The organism is Gordonia sp. VNK21 (assembly GCF_046098115.1).
Taxonomy (GTDB): domain Bacteria; phylum Actinomycetota; class Actinomycetes; order Mycobacteriales; family Mycobacteriaceae; genus Gordonia.
Genome location: NZ_JBJURU010000008.1, coordinates 102,893 through 118,068 on the forward strand (window position 1 = coordinate 102,893; position 15,176 = coordinate 118,068).

General features: G+C 70.9%; 13 protein-coding genes and 1 tRNA gene. 9 read left to right on the forward strand and 5 right to left on the reverse strand.

The features are described from left to right. Together ACJMNC_RS10410 and ACJMNC_RS10415 are read right to left on the reverse strand one after the other, a co-directional pair. Positions 1–1,362, reverse strand: coding sequence for a chloride channel protein (locus ACJMNC_RS10410; protein ID WP_408947877.1), 1,362 nt, complete (start codon positions 1,360–1,362; stop codon positions 1–3). 163 nt (positions 1,363–1,525) lie between these two features. Beyond that, positions 1,526–1,611: transfer RNA gene (locus ACJMNC_RS10415), tRNA-Leu, on the reverse strand. Positions 1,612–1,696: 85 nt separating this feature from the next. On the opposite strand from ACJMNC_RS10415, the gene ACJMNC_RS10420 reads away from it, so the two are divergent. Then, entirely contained in the window at positions 1,697–3,031 is a 1,335-nt protein-coding gene (locus ACJMNC_RS10420; RefSeq protein WP_408947878.1) for a M20/M25/M40 family metallo-hydrolase, read from the forward strand. Between the two features lie 112 nt (positions 3,032–3,143). Further along, positions 3,144–3,683, forward strand: coding sequence for a YbhB/YbcL family Raf kinase inhibitor-like protein (locus tag ACJMNC_RS10425; RefSeq protein ID WP_408947879.1), 540 nt, complete (start codon positions 3,144–3,146; stop codon positions 3,681–3,683). A gap of 28 nt (positions 3,684–3,711) precedes the next feature. Here the strand turns inward: ACJMNC_RS10425 and ACJMNC_RS10430 are convergent, their stop codons facing one another. After that, complete coding sequence (locus ACJMNC_RS10430) at positions 3,712–4,848, reverse strand: quinone-dependent dihydroorotate dehydrogenase (RefSeq protein ID WP_408947880.1); 1,137 nt, start codon at positions 4,846–4,848, stop codon at positions 3,712–3,714. 9 nt (positions 4,849–4,857) lie between these two features. Then, complete coding sequence (locus tag ACJMNC_RS10435) at positions 4,858–5,880, reverse strand: YncE family protein (protein ID WP_408947881.1); 1,023 nt, start codon at positions 5,878–5,880, stop codon at positions 4,858–4,860. Positions 5,881–5,936: 56 nt separating this feature from the next. On the opposite strand from ACJMNC_RS10435, the gene ACJMNC_RS10440 reads away from it, so the two are divergent. From ACJMNC_RS10440 to ACJMNC_RS10465, 6 genes are all read left to right on the forward strand, one after another. Then, positions 5,937–6,779 (forward strand): undecaprenyl-diphosphate phosphatase, encoded by an 843-nt coding sequence (locus ACJMNC_RS10440; RefSeq protein ID WP_408947882.1) that lies wholly within the window; start codon positions 5,937–5,939, stop codon positions 6,777–6,779. Between the two features lie 32 nt (positions 6,780–6,811). Further along, positions 6,812–7,522, forward strand: a complete 711-nt coding sequence (locus tag ACJMNC_RS10445; RefSeq protein ID WP_408947883.1) for an MSMEG_4193 family putative phosphomutase — start codon at positions 6,812–6,814, stop codon at positions 7,520–7,522. A 34-nt stretch (positions 7,523–7,556) separates the two neighbouring features. Continuing rightward, a complete protein-coding gene (locus ACJMNC_RS10450) occupies positions 7,557–8,327 on the forward strand; it encodes a DUF3090 domain-containing protein (protein WP_408947884.1) in 771 nt (256 codons plus the stop codon). After that, entirely contained in the window at positions 8,324–9,139 is an 816-nt protein-coding gene (locus ACJMNC_RS10455; RefSeq protein WP_408947885.1) for an SCO1664 family protein, read from the forward strand. Before ACJMNC_RS10450 ends, ACJMNC_RS10455 begins: the two co-directional genes overlap by 4 nt. Positions 9,140–9,217: 78 nt before the next feature. Then, entirely contained in the window at positions 9,218–10,459 is a 1,242-nt protein-coding gene (mshC, locus tag ACJMNC_RS10460; protein ID WP_408947886.1) for a cysteine--1-D-myo-inosityl 2-amino-2-deoxy-alpha-D-glucopyranoside ligase, read from the forward strand. Between the two features lie 11 nt (positions 10,460–10,470). Continuing rightward, a complete protein-coding gene (locus ACJMNC_RS10465; RefSeq protein WP_408947887.1) occupies positions 10,471–10,782 on the forward strand; it encodes a hypothetical protein in 312 nt (103 codons plus the stop codon). A gap of 27 nt (positions 10,783–10,809) precedes the next feature. Here the strand turns inward: ACJMNC_RS10465 and ACJMNC_RS10470 are convergent, their stop codons facing one another. Further along, entirely contained in the window at positions 10,810–11,682 is an 873-nt protein-coding gene (locus ACJMNC_RS10470; protein ID WP_408947888.1) for a PAC2 family protein, read from the reverse strand. Positions 11,683–11,733: 51 nt separating this feature from the next. On the opposite strand from ACJMNC_RS10470, the gene metH reads away from it, so the two are divergent. After that, positions 11,734–15,176: methionine synthase (gene metH / locus ACJMNC_RS10475; protein ID WP_408947889.1), on the forward strand; the 3,443-nt coding region annotated here is incomplete at its 3' end.

A 15,176-nucleotide genomic window follows, 5' to 3' on the forward strand; every position in this document is an offset into this window, starting at 1 on the left:
TCAGCGGCCGGGCGGTTCGTCGTCGGCCCGCCGGCGGTCGGCGAGCATGCGTTCGCGGAGGGTGTCGTAGACCGGATCGGAGTGCGCCAGCGAGGCGACCATGACCGCCGTCGCGGCGGCCACCACCATCGGTATGGCGATGCCGGTGGCCGCGGTCATCTCCATCACCAGCACGATGCCGGTGAACGGGGCGCGCACGGCGGCGGCGAACAGTGCGGCCATGCCGGCGATCATCAGGCTCACCTCGGTGTCGCGGACCAGATCCACCCCGGCGAACTCGACCACCCGGGCGAAGACCACCCCGGCGAGGGTGCCCAGCGCGAGCATCGGGGCGAAGAGACCGCCCGGCGTGCCCGCCGCGTAGGAGATCGGCCCGGTGCAGAAGCGCAGCGCCAGAAACAGCACCACCGTCGCGAACGCCGCCTGCCGGCCGTCGAGGAACGACTGGGTGACCGTGTCCCCGCCGCCGACGGCCTCGGGCAGGTACACCAGGGCGGCACCGATCACCGCGCCGATCAGGGCGGCTTTGGCTACCGCCGGGAGTGCGCGCACCGCCTGGAAGGCGGTCAGGCAGTGATCGACCATCCAGTTGTAGCCGACGCCGAGCAGGCCGACACACACGCCGAAGACCGCGAACAGCGGAAGTGCCTCGAGGCCGGGTTCGGTCACCGGCGCCACCGCGAAGTCGCGGTGATCGCCCAGCACCAGCCGGCTGCAGGTGATCGCGGCGCCGACGGCGACCAGGGTCCACAGCACGGCGCGCAACCGCACCGTCCGGGCGACCTCCTCGAAGACGAAGATCGCGCCGCCGATGGGGGCGTTGAAGGCCACCGCCAGGCCCGCACCCGAGAGCACGGTCTGCATCACCCGGATCTCGTCGCGCGCCGCACGGAACATCCGGCCCACGATCGCTCCGGAGGCGGCGCCCATGTGCACGGTGGGTCCCTCCCGCCCGAGCACCATGCCGGCGACGCCGATCGAGAGCAGACCGCCGGAGTACCGGGCGAACAGGGTGGACGGGGGAGTCGGGGCGTCCTGGCCGTGTTCGACGGCCTCGACCTGCTGGATGCCCGAGCCGGCCGACTGCGGCCACCGCCCGCCGATCGCCGCAGCCGCCGCGGCGGCCGCCGCCGACACCGCGATCGGCACCAGCAGACCCCAGAAGCCGTGCCGCTGCGCCCATTCGGCGAGTTCCTCGCGGCGCGCGTCGGTGCGGACGAGCAGCCACCGGAAGGTGCCGCCGATGAACCCGGTCAGGATCCCGGCGATCAGTACCGCGAACGTGAGCCACAGCAGGACGCGCGGGCCTGGGAAGTCGCCGTCGGGCCCCTCGGCCGACGGTGACGGATCGGGCTGTGCCACGGCTGTACGTCTCCTCCCCGCCGACGATCGCCATGCGCTGATCTCCGGTGACCGGAAACCGGTCGTGGCCCGATAGTGCCACGGCCGGGACCGCAATGGACGCCGGTCACGGGTGCAGTCGCGAAGAATCCCGGCACCGAAGACGATGCCGGGACTCGATCTGTGTCCGAGGGGGGACTTGAACCCCCACGCCCGTTAATAGGGCACTAGCACCTCAAGCTAGCGCGTCTGCCATTCCGCCACTCGGACGAGTGCTCACAGTTCCGTGTCGGCCCTGCGCCGCATAACAATAACCAAGGTTGCCCTCCTATCCCAAATCACCTAGTAATAGGGAGTGACTTCCCAGCGTGCGACCGACGAAGTGGTTGATCTGGTCAGCCGCCTGATCCAGTTCGACACCTCGAACACCGGCGATCCGGCGACGACCCGCGGCGAGGAGGAGTGCGCCAAATGGGTGGCGCAGCAACTCGAAGAGGTCGGGTACGTCACCGAGTACGTCGAATCGGGCAGGCCCGGCCGCGGGAACGTCTTCACCCGGCTGCCCGGACCGGAGGGCAGCGAGCGCGGCGCGCTGCTGATCCACGTCCACCTGGACGTGGTGCCCGCCGCCGCCGAGGACTGGAGCGTGCACCCCTTCTCCGGGGCCGTGCGCGACGGCTACGTGTGGGGCCGCGGCGCAGTGGACATGAAGGACATGGGCGGCATGGTGCTGGCCCTGGCGCGCGAACTCAAGCGGGACGGCGTGGTCCCGCCGCGGGAACTGGTCTTCGCCTTCCTCGCCGACGAGGAGGCCGGGGGCACCTGGGGCTCGCAGTGGCTGGTCGAGCACCGGCCCGACCTGTTCGAGGGCGTCACCGAGGCGGTCGGCGAGGTGGGCGGCTTCTCGCTGACCGTGGACCGCCCGGACGGCGAGGTGGCGCGGCTGTATCTGGTGGAGACCGCCGAGAAGGGGCTGTCCTGGATGCGCCTGACCGCCGAGGCGCAGGCCGGGCACGGTTCCTTCCTGCACGCCCGCAACGCGGTCACCGAGGTGGCGCAGGCGGTGTCCCGGGTGGGCACGCATCAGTTCCCGCTGGTGATGACCGAGTCGGTGGCCGCGTTCCTGGCGGCGCTGTCGGAGGAGACCGGGCTCGAGTACGGCGCCGACACGCCCGACCTGGAGACCGCGCTGGAGAAGATCGGCGGCATCTCGCGGATCATCGGCGCCACCCTGCGCGACACCGCCAACCCCACCATGCTCACCGCCGGATACAAGGCCAACGTGATCCCGCAGAAGGCCGAGGCGGTGATCGACTGCCGGGTGCTGCCCGGCCGGCAGGCGGAGTTCGAGAAGACCATCGACGAGCTGATCGGACCGAACGTCCGGCGGGAGTGGATCACCCACCTCGACGCCTACGAGACCGACTTCGACGGCCATCTCGTCGACGCCATGAACGACGCGATCCGGGCGCACGATCCGCAGGGCCGGACCGTGCCGTACATGCTCTCCGGCGGCACCGATGCGAAGGCCTTCGCCAAACTGGGCATCCGCTGCTTCGGCTTCGCCCCGCTGCAGCTGCCGCCGGACCTCGACTTCGCCGCCCTGTTCCACGGAGTCGACGAACGGGTCCCGGTGGACGCACTGCTCTTCGGCACCCGGGTCTTCGAGCACTTCCTGCGCAACTGCTGAGCGGACCGGGGCCGTCGGCCCCGGCAACCGCCTGCCGGACTGCGATACCGGATAGGGTGCGAGAGAGCAGGGGCCTCGGCCCCGCGATCAGTGAGTGCGAAAGGAATCGACTGTGGCAGTTTTCAATCCGTACGACGCGCTACCGGCCCTGCCGACGATCGAGGTGACCTCTGCCGACTTCACCGAAGGGCAGACCCTGCCGCTTCCGCAGGCCTCGGCGATCTTCGGCTCCGGCGGACAGGACATCTCCCCGCAGCTGAGCTGGTCCGGTTTCCCCGCCGAGACCAAGAGTTTCGTGGTGACCTGCTACGACCCCGATGCGCCGACCGCCTCGGGCTTCTGGCACTGGGCGGTGGCCGACATCCCCGCCTCGGTCACCTCGCTGCCGGCCGGCGCCGGCAGCCCCGACTCGCCGGATCTGCCCGCCGGTGCGCAGACCCTGCACAACGAGATCCGGCTCAAGCAGTTCGTCGGTGCCGGCCCGCCTCCCGGGCACGGCCCGCACCGCTACCTCTTCGCCGTGCACGCGGTGGACGTCGAGTCGCTGGAGCTTCCCGAGGAGGCCACCCCGGCCTTCCTCGGCTTCAACCTGTTCTCGCACGCCATCGGCCGCGGCATCCTCACCGGCATCTTCGAGGTGCCCGGAGAATGACCGGCGCCCACCGCTGACGGCGGTGGGTTCAGCGGTGCGCTGAGCCCACCGCTTCGGCGATCGACGAGAAGCCGGCTGCGCGCACCCGCTCGGCCAGACCCCGGTGCAATTCGGCCAGCCACACCGGCCCGCCGTAGATGAAGCCGGTGTACACCTGCAGCAGGCTCGCGCCCGCGCAGATCCGCTCCCAGGCCTGATCGACCGTCTCGATACCGCCGACGCTGATCAGGGTGAGCCGATCGCCCACCCGGGCCGAGAGCCGCCTGAGCACCTCCAGCGAACGATCGGCGACCGGGGGACCGGACAGTCCGCCCGCCCCGATCCGCTCCACCTCGTCGGCCGGGGTCGCCAGCGACTCGCGGCCGATCGTGGTGTTGGTGGCGACGATGCCGGCCAGGCCGAGTTCGACGGCCAGATCGGCGACCGCGTCGACGTCCTCGTCGGACAGATCCGGGGCGATCTTCACCAGCACCGGCACGGTGGCGACCTCGGTGACCGCCGCCAGGATCGGGCGCAGCGCCGCGACCGCCTGCAGATCCCGCAGGCCGGGGGTGTTCGGCGAGCTCACGTTCACCACGACGAAGTCGGCGAGCGGGCCGAGCAGCCGCGCCCCGATCCGGTAGTCGTCGACGGCCTCGTCGACCGGAACCGCCTTGGTCTTGCCGATGTTGGCGCCGATCGGCACGCGTACCGGACCGGGCCGCGGCCGGCCGAGCGCCGCCGCGGCGGCCTCGGCACCGGGATTGTTGAAGCCCATCCGGTTGATCAGTGCCCGGTCGGCGGGCAGCCGGAACAGCCGCGGCGCCGGATTGCCCGGCTGTGCGCGGCCGGTGACGGTGCCGACCTCGGCGAAGCCGAAACCGATCTGACCCCACACGTTGACCCCGGAGGCGGACTTGTCGAAACCGGCGGCCAATCCGATCGGCGCCGGAAAGTCCACCCCGAAGACCTGTGAGCGCAGCACCGGGTCCTGCGGCGCGAACAGCCGGGCCACCAGCGACCGGACGCCCGGCGTGTAGCCGGCCAGCCGCATGACGGCGGCCACGATCCGGTGGATGCGTTCGGGGTCGATCCGGAACATCACCGCCCGCACCGGCGGATACAGCCACCGGTTGACGGCGCTGAGCGCCCGGGACGGACGGACGGGTGCGCGACGATCAGACATCCGGGTCTCCTAGCTCTGGCCCGCGGCCGTCTGGGGGCTCACGGCCTGCAGGCCGTCGCCGCGTCCGGAGAGCAGATAGAGCATTCCGGAGTCGGGGGCGGCGGTCACCGCCGTGACCTGACCGACGGTGGGGAAGCGGGCCTCCTCGGTGGGCATGCCGGTCTCCAGGTCGAAACCCACCGCCTGGTTGTCGCCGGTGGTGGCCACCCACAGCAGATTGCGCTTCGTGTCGTAGGTCAGGGCGTACGGGCTGTGCGCGACCGGGAAACGGAAACGCATGACGATCGGCTGCCCGAAGAAGCCCAGGATCTCGTTGTCGCGGGTGTCGCTGGCCAGCACCCGGCCGAACGGGTCGACGACCGCCTCGGTGACCCCGTTGCCGGCGCGCAGCGCCGCCTTGAGCTCGCCGGTGTCCACATCCACCGGATCGACCAGCGACTGGGTGCGGTCCACGGCGATCACCTGGCCCGGCTCCTCCGCCGTCTCCGGGGCCACCAGGATCTGGTCGACCTGCTTGAAGCCGTCGATGGTCCGCTGCACCGCACCGTCGCGGCCCAGCACCAGCAGGTCTCCCTCGCCGGTGCCCACCAGGATCTGCTCGCCGCGCACCGCCAGCGACAGGGGATCGGCGATCGCACCGCCGAAGCCGCGGACCGCACCGTCCGCGCCGATCGCGGTCAAGCCGCCCGGACCGACGCCGAGGAACCCGTCGCCGTCGGCGGTGATCGCCGCCAGATCAGGCACTGCCACATCGCGCGGGGCGGGTGCGTCCGCGGCGCCGGGGGCGGTGTAGATCCGCACGCCGTCGGCGGTGAGCGCGGCCACCGTCGAACCGGCCACCGCCAGCGCGGTGCCGGCCGGTCCGGGCAGCACCGTGCCCGCCGGAGCCGCGGTTCCCTGCGGCGAGACCGCGGCGGTCGCCGGTTCCACCGTGCTGCCGTCGCCCACCGTCTCGTTACCGCTGCAGGCGGTGGCGCTCAGCGCCACCGCGATCGCGGCCGCCACGGCCGCCGCTGTCCTCGGGAATCGCATGCCTCCATCTTGCGCGATAGCGGTGCGGTGCCGATCGGTGGGTAGTATCGGCGCTCGTGACCGACAGCATGTCCTGGCTCCAGTCCATCGTCCTCGGGGCCGTCCAGGGTCTCACCGAGTTCCTGCCGATCTCTTCTTCGGCGCACCTGCGCATCGTCTCGGAGGTGTGGTTCGGGCAGGACGCCGGCGCCTCCTTCACCGCCGTCACCCAGCTGGGCACCGAACTGGCGGTGCTGGTCTACTTCGGCCGCGACATCGGCCGGATCATCGCGGCCTGGTTCGCCGGGCTGCGTGACTCCGGCCGGCGCGGTCTGGACTACCGGATCGGCTGGTACGTGATCCTGGCGACCATTCCGATCGGTGTGCTCGGCTTCGTGTTCAAGGACGAGATCCGCACCTCCGGCCGCAACCTGTGGCTGATCGCCGGCATGCTGATCGGCTTCTCGTTCGTCTTCGTCATCGCCGAGCGCCTGGCCACCCAGCGGCGCTCCCTCGAGCAGCTGACCGGCAAGGACGCCCTGGTGATGGGCCTGGCCCAGTGCCTGGCGCTGATCCCCGGCGTGTCCCGCTCGGGCGCCACCGCCAGTGCCGGGCTGCTCTCAGGCGTCAACCGCGAAGCCGCCTTCCGGTTCTCCTTCCTGATCGCCATCCCCGCGGTGCTCGCCTCGGGTCTGTTCAGCCTCAAGGACGCCTTCGAGCCGTCCGGTGAAGGGGTCTCGGCCTCGGGCGGTCAGATCGCGCTGGCCACGGTGATCGCCTTCGTCCTCGGCTACGCCTCGATCGCCTGGCTGCTCAGGTTCGTCTCCCACCACTCGCTGACCTGGTTCGCCGGCTATCGGGTGGTGCTCGGCCTGGTGATCATCGGCCTGCTGGCCGGCGGGGTGGTCTCCGCCACCTGAGCCGGCGCGGCCCGCCCACTAGGCTGAACGCCATGACAGTGATCCTGCTGCGGCACGGCCGGTCCACCGCGAACACCTCCGGGGTGCTGGCCGGCCGGACCCCCGGCATCGCCCTCGACGATCTCGGCCTCAGCCAGGCCGGACAGTTGCCCGGCCGGCTCGGCGGCGCCGTCGACCAGCTCAGCGCCGTGGTGCGCTCACCGCTGCAGAGATGCGCCGAGACGGTCGCCCCGCTGCTCTCGGCCGTGGCCGCACGGGACGTCCCCGAGCTGATCGTCGACGATCTGGCCGAGGTCGACTACGGCGAATGGACCAACCGGCCTCTGCGCGAGCTCGTCCACGAGCCGCTGTGGAAGACCGTCCAGGAGCATCCGTCGGCCGCGGTCTTCCCCGGCGGGGAGGGCATCTCGGACGTCTCACGGCGGGCGGTCGCCGCGATCCGCCGACTCGACCGCGAACTCGCCGGGCCGGACGGGCGCGGATTGTGGGTGGCGTGCACACACGGCGACGTCCTCAAATCGGTCCTCGCCGACGCACTCGGCATGCACCTCGATGCCTTCCAGCGCATCATCGTCGACCCGGCTTCGATCAGCGTGGTGCACTACGCCGCGAGCCGCCCGCACGTGCACACCGTGAACAACCCCGGAGAGCTGCGGCTGCCGGCCGCCCCGGCGCAGGCGGCCGCGGTCGGCGGTGCCACCGGCGGCCAGGACACACCGCCGGCCGGGGCCGGGTACCGTTGAACCGGTCGGTACGAGCAGACGGAGGTGAGCGGTGATGCCACGGGAGATCCACGAATTCCACCATCCGGAGCGGTTCGTCGCCGGCACCGTCGGACAGCCGGGTGATCGCACGTTCTTCCTGCAGGTCACCAAGGATCTGCAGACGATGAGCGTGCAGATCGAGAAGCAGCAGGTCCTGATTCTGGCGGATCGTCTCGGCTACCTGCTCGACGAGGTGCAGCGCCGCTTCGGCACCCCGGTGCCGGGGGAGTCCCAGGCGCACGACACCCAGCCGCTGGAGATGCCCCTCGACGCGGAGTTCCAGGTCGGCTCGATGGGGCTGGGCTGGGACGCCGAAAGCAAAGCGGTGGTGGTGGAACTGCTCGCGGTGACCGAGCAGACCATCGACGAGAGCGTCATCCTCGACGACACCGCGGAGGGACCGGACACCATCCGGGTCTTCCTCACCGCCGAAGCCGCCCGCGACTTCTCCGCCCGCTCGCTGCGGGTGGTGGCCGCCGGCCGCCCGCTCTGCCCGCTGTGCCAGCAACCGCTCGACGCCGACGGGCACATCTGTGCGCGCAGCAACGGCTACAAGCGCGACGCCGAGTTCAGCGAATCCCTCGACTTCGTCGACCCGGAGGTCCTCGCCGCACTCGGCCGGCTCGCGCCCGGGATCGACGTCGCCTTCACCGTCGACGAGGCCGGGGAGACCGGCGACGGTGACGCATCAGACGGGGAGACCGCAGACGAGGAGACCCCAGAAGGGGACACCGGCGACGGGGAGCCCGGGGACGGCGGGGAATCCGGACCGGCCTCCCGGTGACCGACGACCTGAGTCTGCTCGCCGACGGTGAGCTGACCCTCTACGGCCAGATCCCCTCGGCCAGCAACCTGACCCTGGTCTGCGAGGTGAGCGCCGCCGGCCGCACCGAGCGGTGCGTCTACAAGCCGGTGCGCGGCGAGCAGCCGCTGTGGGACTTTCCCGACGGCACCCTCGCGGGCCGCGAGGTGGCCTCCTACCTGATCGACGCCGCTCTCGGCTGGGACCTGATCCCGCCGACCGTGCTGCGTCCGCACGGCCCGGACGAGGCCGAACTGGGCCCGGGCATGCTGCAGCTGTGGGTGCACGCGCCCGACGATCCGGAGGAGTTCGAACCGGTGGAGCTGGTGCCCGCCGATCAGGTGCCCGACGGCTACCGGCCCATCCTGCACGCCCTCGACGACGACGGCGCGGTGGTGGCGCTGGCGCATGCCGGCGATTCCCGGCTGCACACCATGGCCGTACTCGACGCCGTGCTGAACAACGCCGACCGCAAGGGCGGGCACATCCTGCCCGGCGCGGACGGCCGCAGCTACGCCATCGATCACGGGATCTGCCTGCACACCGAGCCGAAGCTGCGCACCGTGCTGTGGGGCTGGGCGGGTGAGCCGATCGACCCGGCACTGCTCTCCGACCTGGCCGGGCTGGCCGAGCGGCTGGCCCCCGGCGCGGCCGACGGCCTGCGCGACCGGCTCGCCGCCCACATCACCGCGGCCGAGATCGATGCGGTGGCACAGCGCGCCCGGGAGCTGGTGCGCACCGGAGTGCTGCCGGAGCCGCCGGCCCACCGGGCCATTCCCTGGCCGCCGTTCTAGCCCGCGCGAGCCGGTCCGGAACCGTCTCCCGCCCGGCCCGATGCGGCGCCCGCGCAGCGGACACCTAGAGTTGTCTGCATGCACTCGTGGTCGTCGCCCCCGGTTCCCGTGCTGCCCGGAGACTCCCCGGCACTGCGTCTGTTCGATACCTCCGATGCCGCGCTCAAGCCGGTGGCACCCGGACCGGTGGCCACCATGTACGTCTGCGGGATCACCCCCTACGACGCCACCCACCTCGGGCACGCCGCCACCTATGTGGCCTTCGACCTGGTCAACCGGGTGCTGCGCGACCAGGGCCACGACGTCCACTACGTCCAGAACATCACCGACGTCGACGACCCGCTCTTCGAGCGGGCCGAACGCGACGGAGTGGACTGGCGTGAACTCGGCAGCCGGGAGATCGACCTGTTCCGTGAGGACATGGCCGCCCTGCGGGTGCTGCCGCCGCGCGACTACATCGGGGCGATCGAATCGGTCGGCGAGGTGATCGCCGCCACCGAGAGCCTGCTCGCGTCCGGCGCCGCCTACATCGTCGACGACGCGGACTACCCGGACGTCTACTACCGGATCGGTGCCACCGAGACCTTCGGCTACGAGTCCGGGTACGACCGCGCCACCATGGAGCGGTTCTTCGCCGAACGCGGCGGCGATCCGGACCGGCCCGGTAAGCGCGAGCCGCTCGACGCCTTGCTGTGGCGGGCGGCCCGGCCCGGCGAGCCGTCCTGGGAGGCCCCCTTCGGCGCAGGCCGGCCCGGCTGGCACATCGAGTGCTCGGTGATCGCGCTGAATCGGCTCGGCATGGCCTTCGACATCCAGGGCGGCGGCTCGGACCTGATCTTCCCGCACCACGAGTTCTCGGCCGCGCACGCCGAAGCCCTGACCGGTGAGCGGCGCTTCGCCCGGCACTACGTGCACACCGGGATGATCGGTCTGGACGGCGAGAAGATGTCCAAGAGCCTCGGCAACCTGGTGCTGGTGTCCCGGCTGCGGGCCGACGGCGTGGACCCGGGCGCGATCCGGCTCGGGCTCTACAGCGGCCACTACCGCAGCGACCGGATGTGGACCGCTCCGGTGCTGGCCACGGCCGAGCACCGGCTGGCCACCTGGCGGCGGGCGGTGGCGGCGCCGGCCGGTCCCGACGCGACCGGCGTCGTCGAACGGGTCCGTGCGCACCTGGCCAACGACCTGGACACCCCGCGGGCTCTGGCCGCCCTCGACGCCTGGGCCGCCGACGCCATCATCGGCATCGGCTCGTCGACCGAGGCCCCGGGCCTGATCGCCACCGCCGTCGACGCCCTCCTGGGCGTGGACCTGGGCTAAGCTCATCGACCGTGGCCCGCGTCAAGCAGATCCCGGCGAACGCCGCCGAGGGCGTCTACACCGTCGTGACCCGAACCTCGACCTATCTGATCGATCTCGGTGAGGGGACGCTGCTGCGCGCCCCCGGTGTGGGCCGCATCGACGGCGACGACGACTGGGCGGTCAGCGAACTGCGCCGCGACTCCGAGGACATCCCGCTGCTGCGCATCAAGGAATGCAAGGTGGGCCGGCCCGCCCAGTTCTGGGTCAGCGCCGTCGACGATCCGCAGGTGCAGACCTGGCGGATCACCACCCCGGTGGTGGAGATCGAACAGATCGGCTGAGCCGGGGCCGGCCGGAGCCCGGCCGGGTCAGTCCTGGTCGCCGCGGCCGCGCAGATAACGCTCGAATTCGGCGGCCAGCGACTCGCCGTCCACCTCGGTCAACGGGTCCGGCTCCACCTCGTCGGGATGGTCGCCGCGCTCGTCGAGCTCACGGACGTACTCGGCCAGGTCCTCGTCGTCGGCGGCCAACTCGTCGATCGCCTCCTCCCATTGACGTGCCTGCTCGGGCAGAACGCCGGTGGGCAGGTCGGTGCCGAGCACCTCGCCGAGCCGCCGCAGCAGGGCCAGCGTCGCCTTGGGATTGGGCGGATGGCCCACATAGTGCGGGACCGACGCCCACAACCCCATCGCCGGGACCCCGGCCTGGATGAAGGCGTGCTGGAGCACCGCGGTGATCCCGGTGGGGCCGTTGTAGTTGCTCTCGGTGAGCCCGAAACGTTTGGCGGTCTCCGGGCTCTCGGCGGTGCCGGTGATCGGCACCGGCCGGTGGTGCGGGACATCGGCCATCAGCGCACCGAGCACCACCGCGCGCTCCACCCCGAGTTCCACCGCGACGTCGACGATCTCCCGGCAGAACGACTGCCAGCGCAGATTGGGTTCGAGACCGATCACCAGGATCAGGTCGTGGTCGCCGCGGCCGGGACGGCAGACGGCGATGGCCGTCGACGGCCACTCGAGCCGCCGGGTCACTCCGGTTGCCTGATGGATGACCGGGCGGGAGGACTGATAGTCGTAGTAGTCGTCGGGCTCGATCTCGTAGAGATTCTCGGCGTCGAACAGCAGCGAGAGATGCTCGACGGCGGCAGACGCGGCGTCACCGGCGTCGTTCCAGCCGCCGAATGCCGCCACCAGCACCGGTCGGCGCAGGTCGGGCAAGGGTTCGGTGCTGTGGTCCTTCACACCGACCAGCCTACGGACCGCGCGGATCGGGGGCGAACTACCCTGGAGTACATGTCTGTCGTTCACCATGACCCCGATCGCTACGACTCGTCCTTCCTGACGGCGATGTCGAAGCGGGTACTCATCGGTGACGGCGCCATGGGAACCATGCTGCAGGCGGCCGACCTGACGGTCGACGGCGACTTCCTCGGGCTCGAGGGCTGCAACGAGATCCTCAACGAGACCCGGCCGGACCTGCTCGCCGACATCCACCGCCGCTATTTCGAGGCCGGTGCCGACGCGGTGGAGACCAACACCTTCGGCTGCAACCTGTCCAACCTCGGCGATTACGACATCGCCGACCGCATCCGGGAACTCGCCTACAAGGGCACCTCGATCGCCCGCGGGGTGGCCGACGAGTTCGGCCCGTCGGCCGACGGCACCGACCGCTTCGTGCTCGGCTCCATCGGCCCGGGCACCAAGCTGCCCAGCCTGGGACACACCACCTTCGCGCTGATCCGCGACGCCTACGTCGAATGCGTGCTGGGCATGCTCGAGGGCGGCGCCGACGCCATCCTGATCGAGACCTGCCAGGATCTGCTGCAGCTCAAGGCGGCGGTGATCGCCGCCCGCCGGGCGATGGATCAGCTCGGCCGGCACCTGCCGATCATCACCCACGTCACCGTCGAGACCACCGGCACCATGCTGGTCGGCTCCGAGATCGGTGCCGCGCTGGCCGCGATCGAACCGCTCGGCGTGGACGTGGTGGGACTCAACTGCGCCACCGGTCCGGACGAGATGAGCGAGCACCTGCGCTACCTGTCCAAGCGGGCCCGCATCCCGGTCTCGGTGATGCCCAACGCCGGTCTGCCGGTGCTCGGCCCCAACGGCGCCGAGTACCCGCTGGCGCCGGACGGGCTGGCCACCGCGCTGGCCGGCTTCGTCGGGGAGTTCGGGCTGCAGTTCGTCGGCGGCTGCTGCGGCACCACCCCCGAGCACATCTCGGCGGTCGCCGACGCCGTGCGGCAGGTGACCCCGGCGGTGCGCACCCCGCAGCACGAGGCCGAGACCTCCTCGCTCTACACCGCGGTGTCCTTCGACCAGGACGCCAGTTTCCTGGTGATCGCCGAACGCACCAACTCCAACGGCTCCAAGGCGTTCCGCGAGGCCATGATCGGCGGCGACTACCAGAAGTGCCTGGAGATCGCGAAGGACCAGACCCGCGACGGTGCCCACATGCTGGACCTGAACGTCGACTACGTCGGCCGCGACGGCGCCGCCGACATGACCGAGCTGGCCTCGCGGCTGGCGACCGCCTCGACCCTGCCGATCATGATCGACTCCACCGAGCCGGACGTGATCCGGGCCGGCCTGGAACACCTCGGCGGGCGCTGTGCGGTGAACTCGGTGAACTTCGAGGACGGCGACGGCCCCGATTCGCGCTACGCGAAGATCATGAGCCACGCCGTCGAGCACGGTGCGGCCATCGTGGCCCTGACCATCGACGAGGAGGGGCAGGCCCGCACCGCCGACCACAAGGTGGCGATCGCCGAGCGGCTGATCACCGACATGATGGGCACCTGGGGCCTGGCCGAAGAGGACATCATCGTCGACGCCCTCACCTTCCCGATCTCCACAGGTCAGGAGGAGGTGCGCCGTGACGGCATCGAGACGATCGAGGCCATCGCGCGACTGCACGAGGCGTACCCGTCGATGCACTTCACGCTGGGAATCTCGAATATCTCGTTCGGCCTGAACCCGGCTGCCCGGCAGGTGCTCAACTCGGTCTTCCTGCACGAATGCGTGCAGGCCGGACTCGACACCGCGATCGTGCACGCCTCCAAGATCCTGCCGATGGCACGGATCCCGGAGGAGCAGCGCCAGACCGCCCTGGACCTGGTCTACGACCGGCGGCGCGAGGGCTACGACCCGCTGCAGAAGCTGATGGAGCTCTTCGAGGGCGTCTCGGCGGCCTCGGCCCGCGAGTCCCGGGCCGCCGAACTGGCCCGGCTGCCGCTGTTCGAGCGGCTCCAGCGACGCATTGTCGACGGCGAGCGCAACGGCCTGATCGAGGATCTCGACGAGGCGATGACCCAGGTGCCGCCGCTGACGATCATCAACGACCACCTGCTTTCGGGCATGAAGACGGTGGGCGAGCTGTTCGGCTCCGGACAGATGCAGCTGCCCTTCGTGCTGCAGTCCGCCGAGGTGATGAAGGCCGCCGTGGCCCACCTCGAACCGCACATGGAGTCGACCGGCGAGGACGGCAAGGGGCGCATCGTGCTGGCCACCGTCAAGGGCGACGTCCACGACATCGGCAAGAACCTGGTGGACATCATCTTGTCCAACAACGGTTACGACGTGGTCAACATCGGTATCAAACAGCCGATCGCCACCATCCTGTCGGTGGCCGAGGAGGAGAAGGCCGATGTCATCGGCATGTCCGGGCTGCTGGTCAAGTCGACGGTGGTGATGAAGGAGAACCTCGAGGAGATGAACTCGCGCGGCAAGAGCGAGATCCCGGTGCTCCTCGGCGGCGCCGCGCTCACCCGGACCTACGTCGAGGGCGACCTGGCCGAGGTCTATCAGGGCGACGTCCGCTACGCCCGCGACGCCTTCGAGGGACTGACCCTGATGGACGAGCTGATGGCCATCAAGCGCGGCGAGGGGCCCGATCCGGACAGCGAGGAGGCCAAGGCGGCCGCGGCGAAGGGGGCCGAGCGCAAGGCGCGCCGGGAGCGGTCCCAGCGCATCGCCGCCAAGCGCAAGGCGGCGGAGGCTCCGGTGGAGGTGCCGGCCCGTTCGGATGTGGCCGCCGACAACGAGATCCCCAAGCCGCCGTTCTGGGGGACCCGCATCGTCAAGGGCATTCCGGTGGCCGACTACGCCACCATGCTCGACGAGCGGGCGCTGTTCCTGGGGCAGTGGGGACTGCGCGGGACCCGCGGCACGGACGGACCCGACTACGACGAGCTGGTGGAGACCGAGGGCCGTCCGCGGCTGCGGTACTGGCTCGACCGGCTCGCCACCGAGGGGATCCTGGCGCACGCCGCCGTGGTCTACGGCTACTTCCCGGCGGTCAGCGAGGGTGACACGGTGCACGTGCTCACCGAACCCGACCCGGCGGCACCGGTGCGGCACAGCTTCACCTTCCCGCGCCAGCAGCGTCCGCGCTTCCTGTGCATCGCCGATTTCATCGCGTCCCGCGAGGCGGCCGTGGCCGCGGGCCGGGTGGACGTGCTGCCCTTCCAGCTGGTCACCATGGGCAGCCCGATCGCCGACTTCGCCAACGCGCTCTTCGCCGAGAACGCCTACCGGGACTACCTGGAGGTGCACGGCATCGGCGTGCAGCTCACCGAGGCGCTGGCCGAGTACTGGCACCAGCGGGTGCGCAGCGAACTGGCCTTCGCCGGCGGCGCGGTGGCCGACGAGGATCCGGACCGGCCGCAGGGCTTCTTCGATCTCGAATACCGCGGTGCCCGGTACTCCTTCGGCTACGGCGCCTGCCCGGACCA

What these genes read in the sequence shown, in the direction of transcription:
- mshC (WP_408947886.1), top strand. Translation starts at nt 9,218, where the DNA reads ATGCACTCGTGGTCGTCGCCCCCGGTTCCCGTGCTGCCCGGAGACTCC.
- ACJMNC_RS10450 (WP_408947884.1), top strand. Translation starts at nt 7,557, where the DNA reads ATGCCACGGGAGATCCACGAATTCCACCATCCGGAGCGGTTCGTCGCC.
- ACJMNC_RS10445 (WP_408947883.1), top strand. Translation starts at nt 6,812, where the DNA reads ATGACAGTGATCCTGCTGCGGCACGGCCGGTCCACCGCGAACACCTCC.
- ACJMNC_RS10430 (WP_408947880.1), bottom strand. Translation starts at nt 4,848, where the DNA reads ATGTCTGATCGTCGCGCACCCGTCCGTCCGTCCCGGGCGCTCAGCGCC.
- ACJMNC_RS10435 (WP_408947881.1), bottom strand. Translation starts at nt 5,880, where the DNA reads ATGCGATTCCCGAGGACAGCGGCGGCCGTGGCGGCCGCGATCGCGGTG.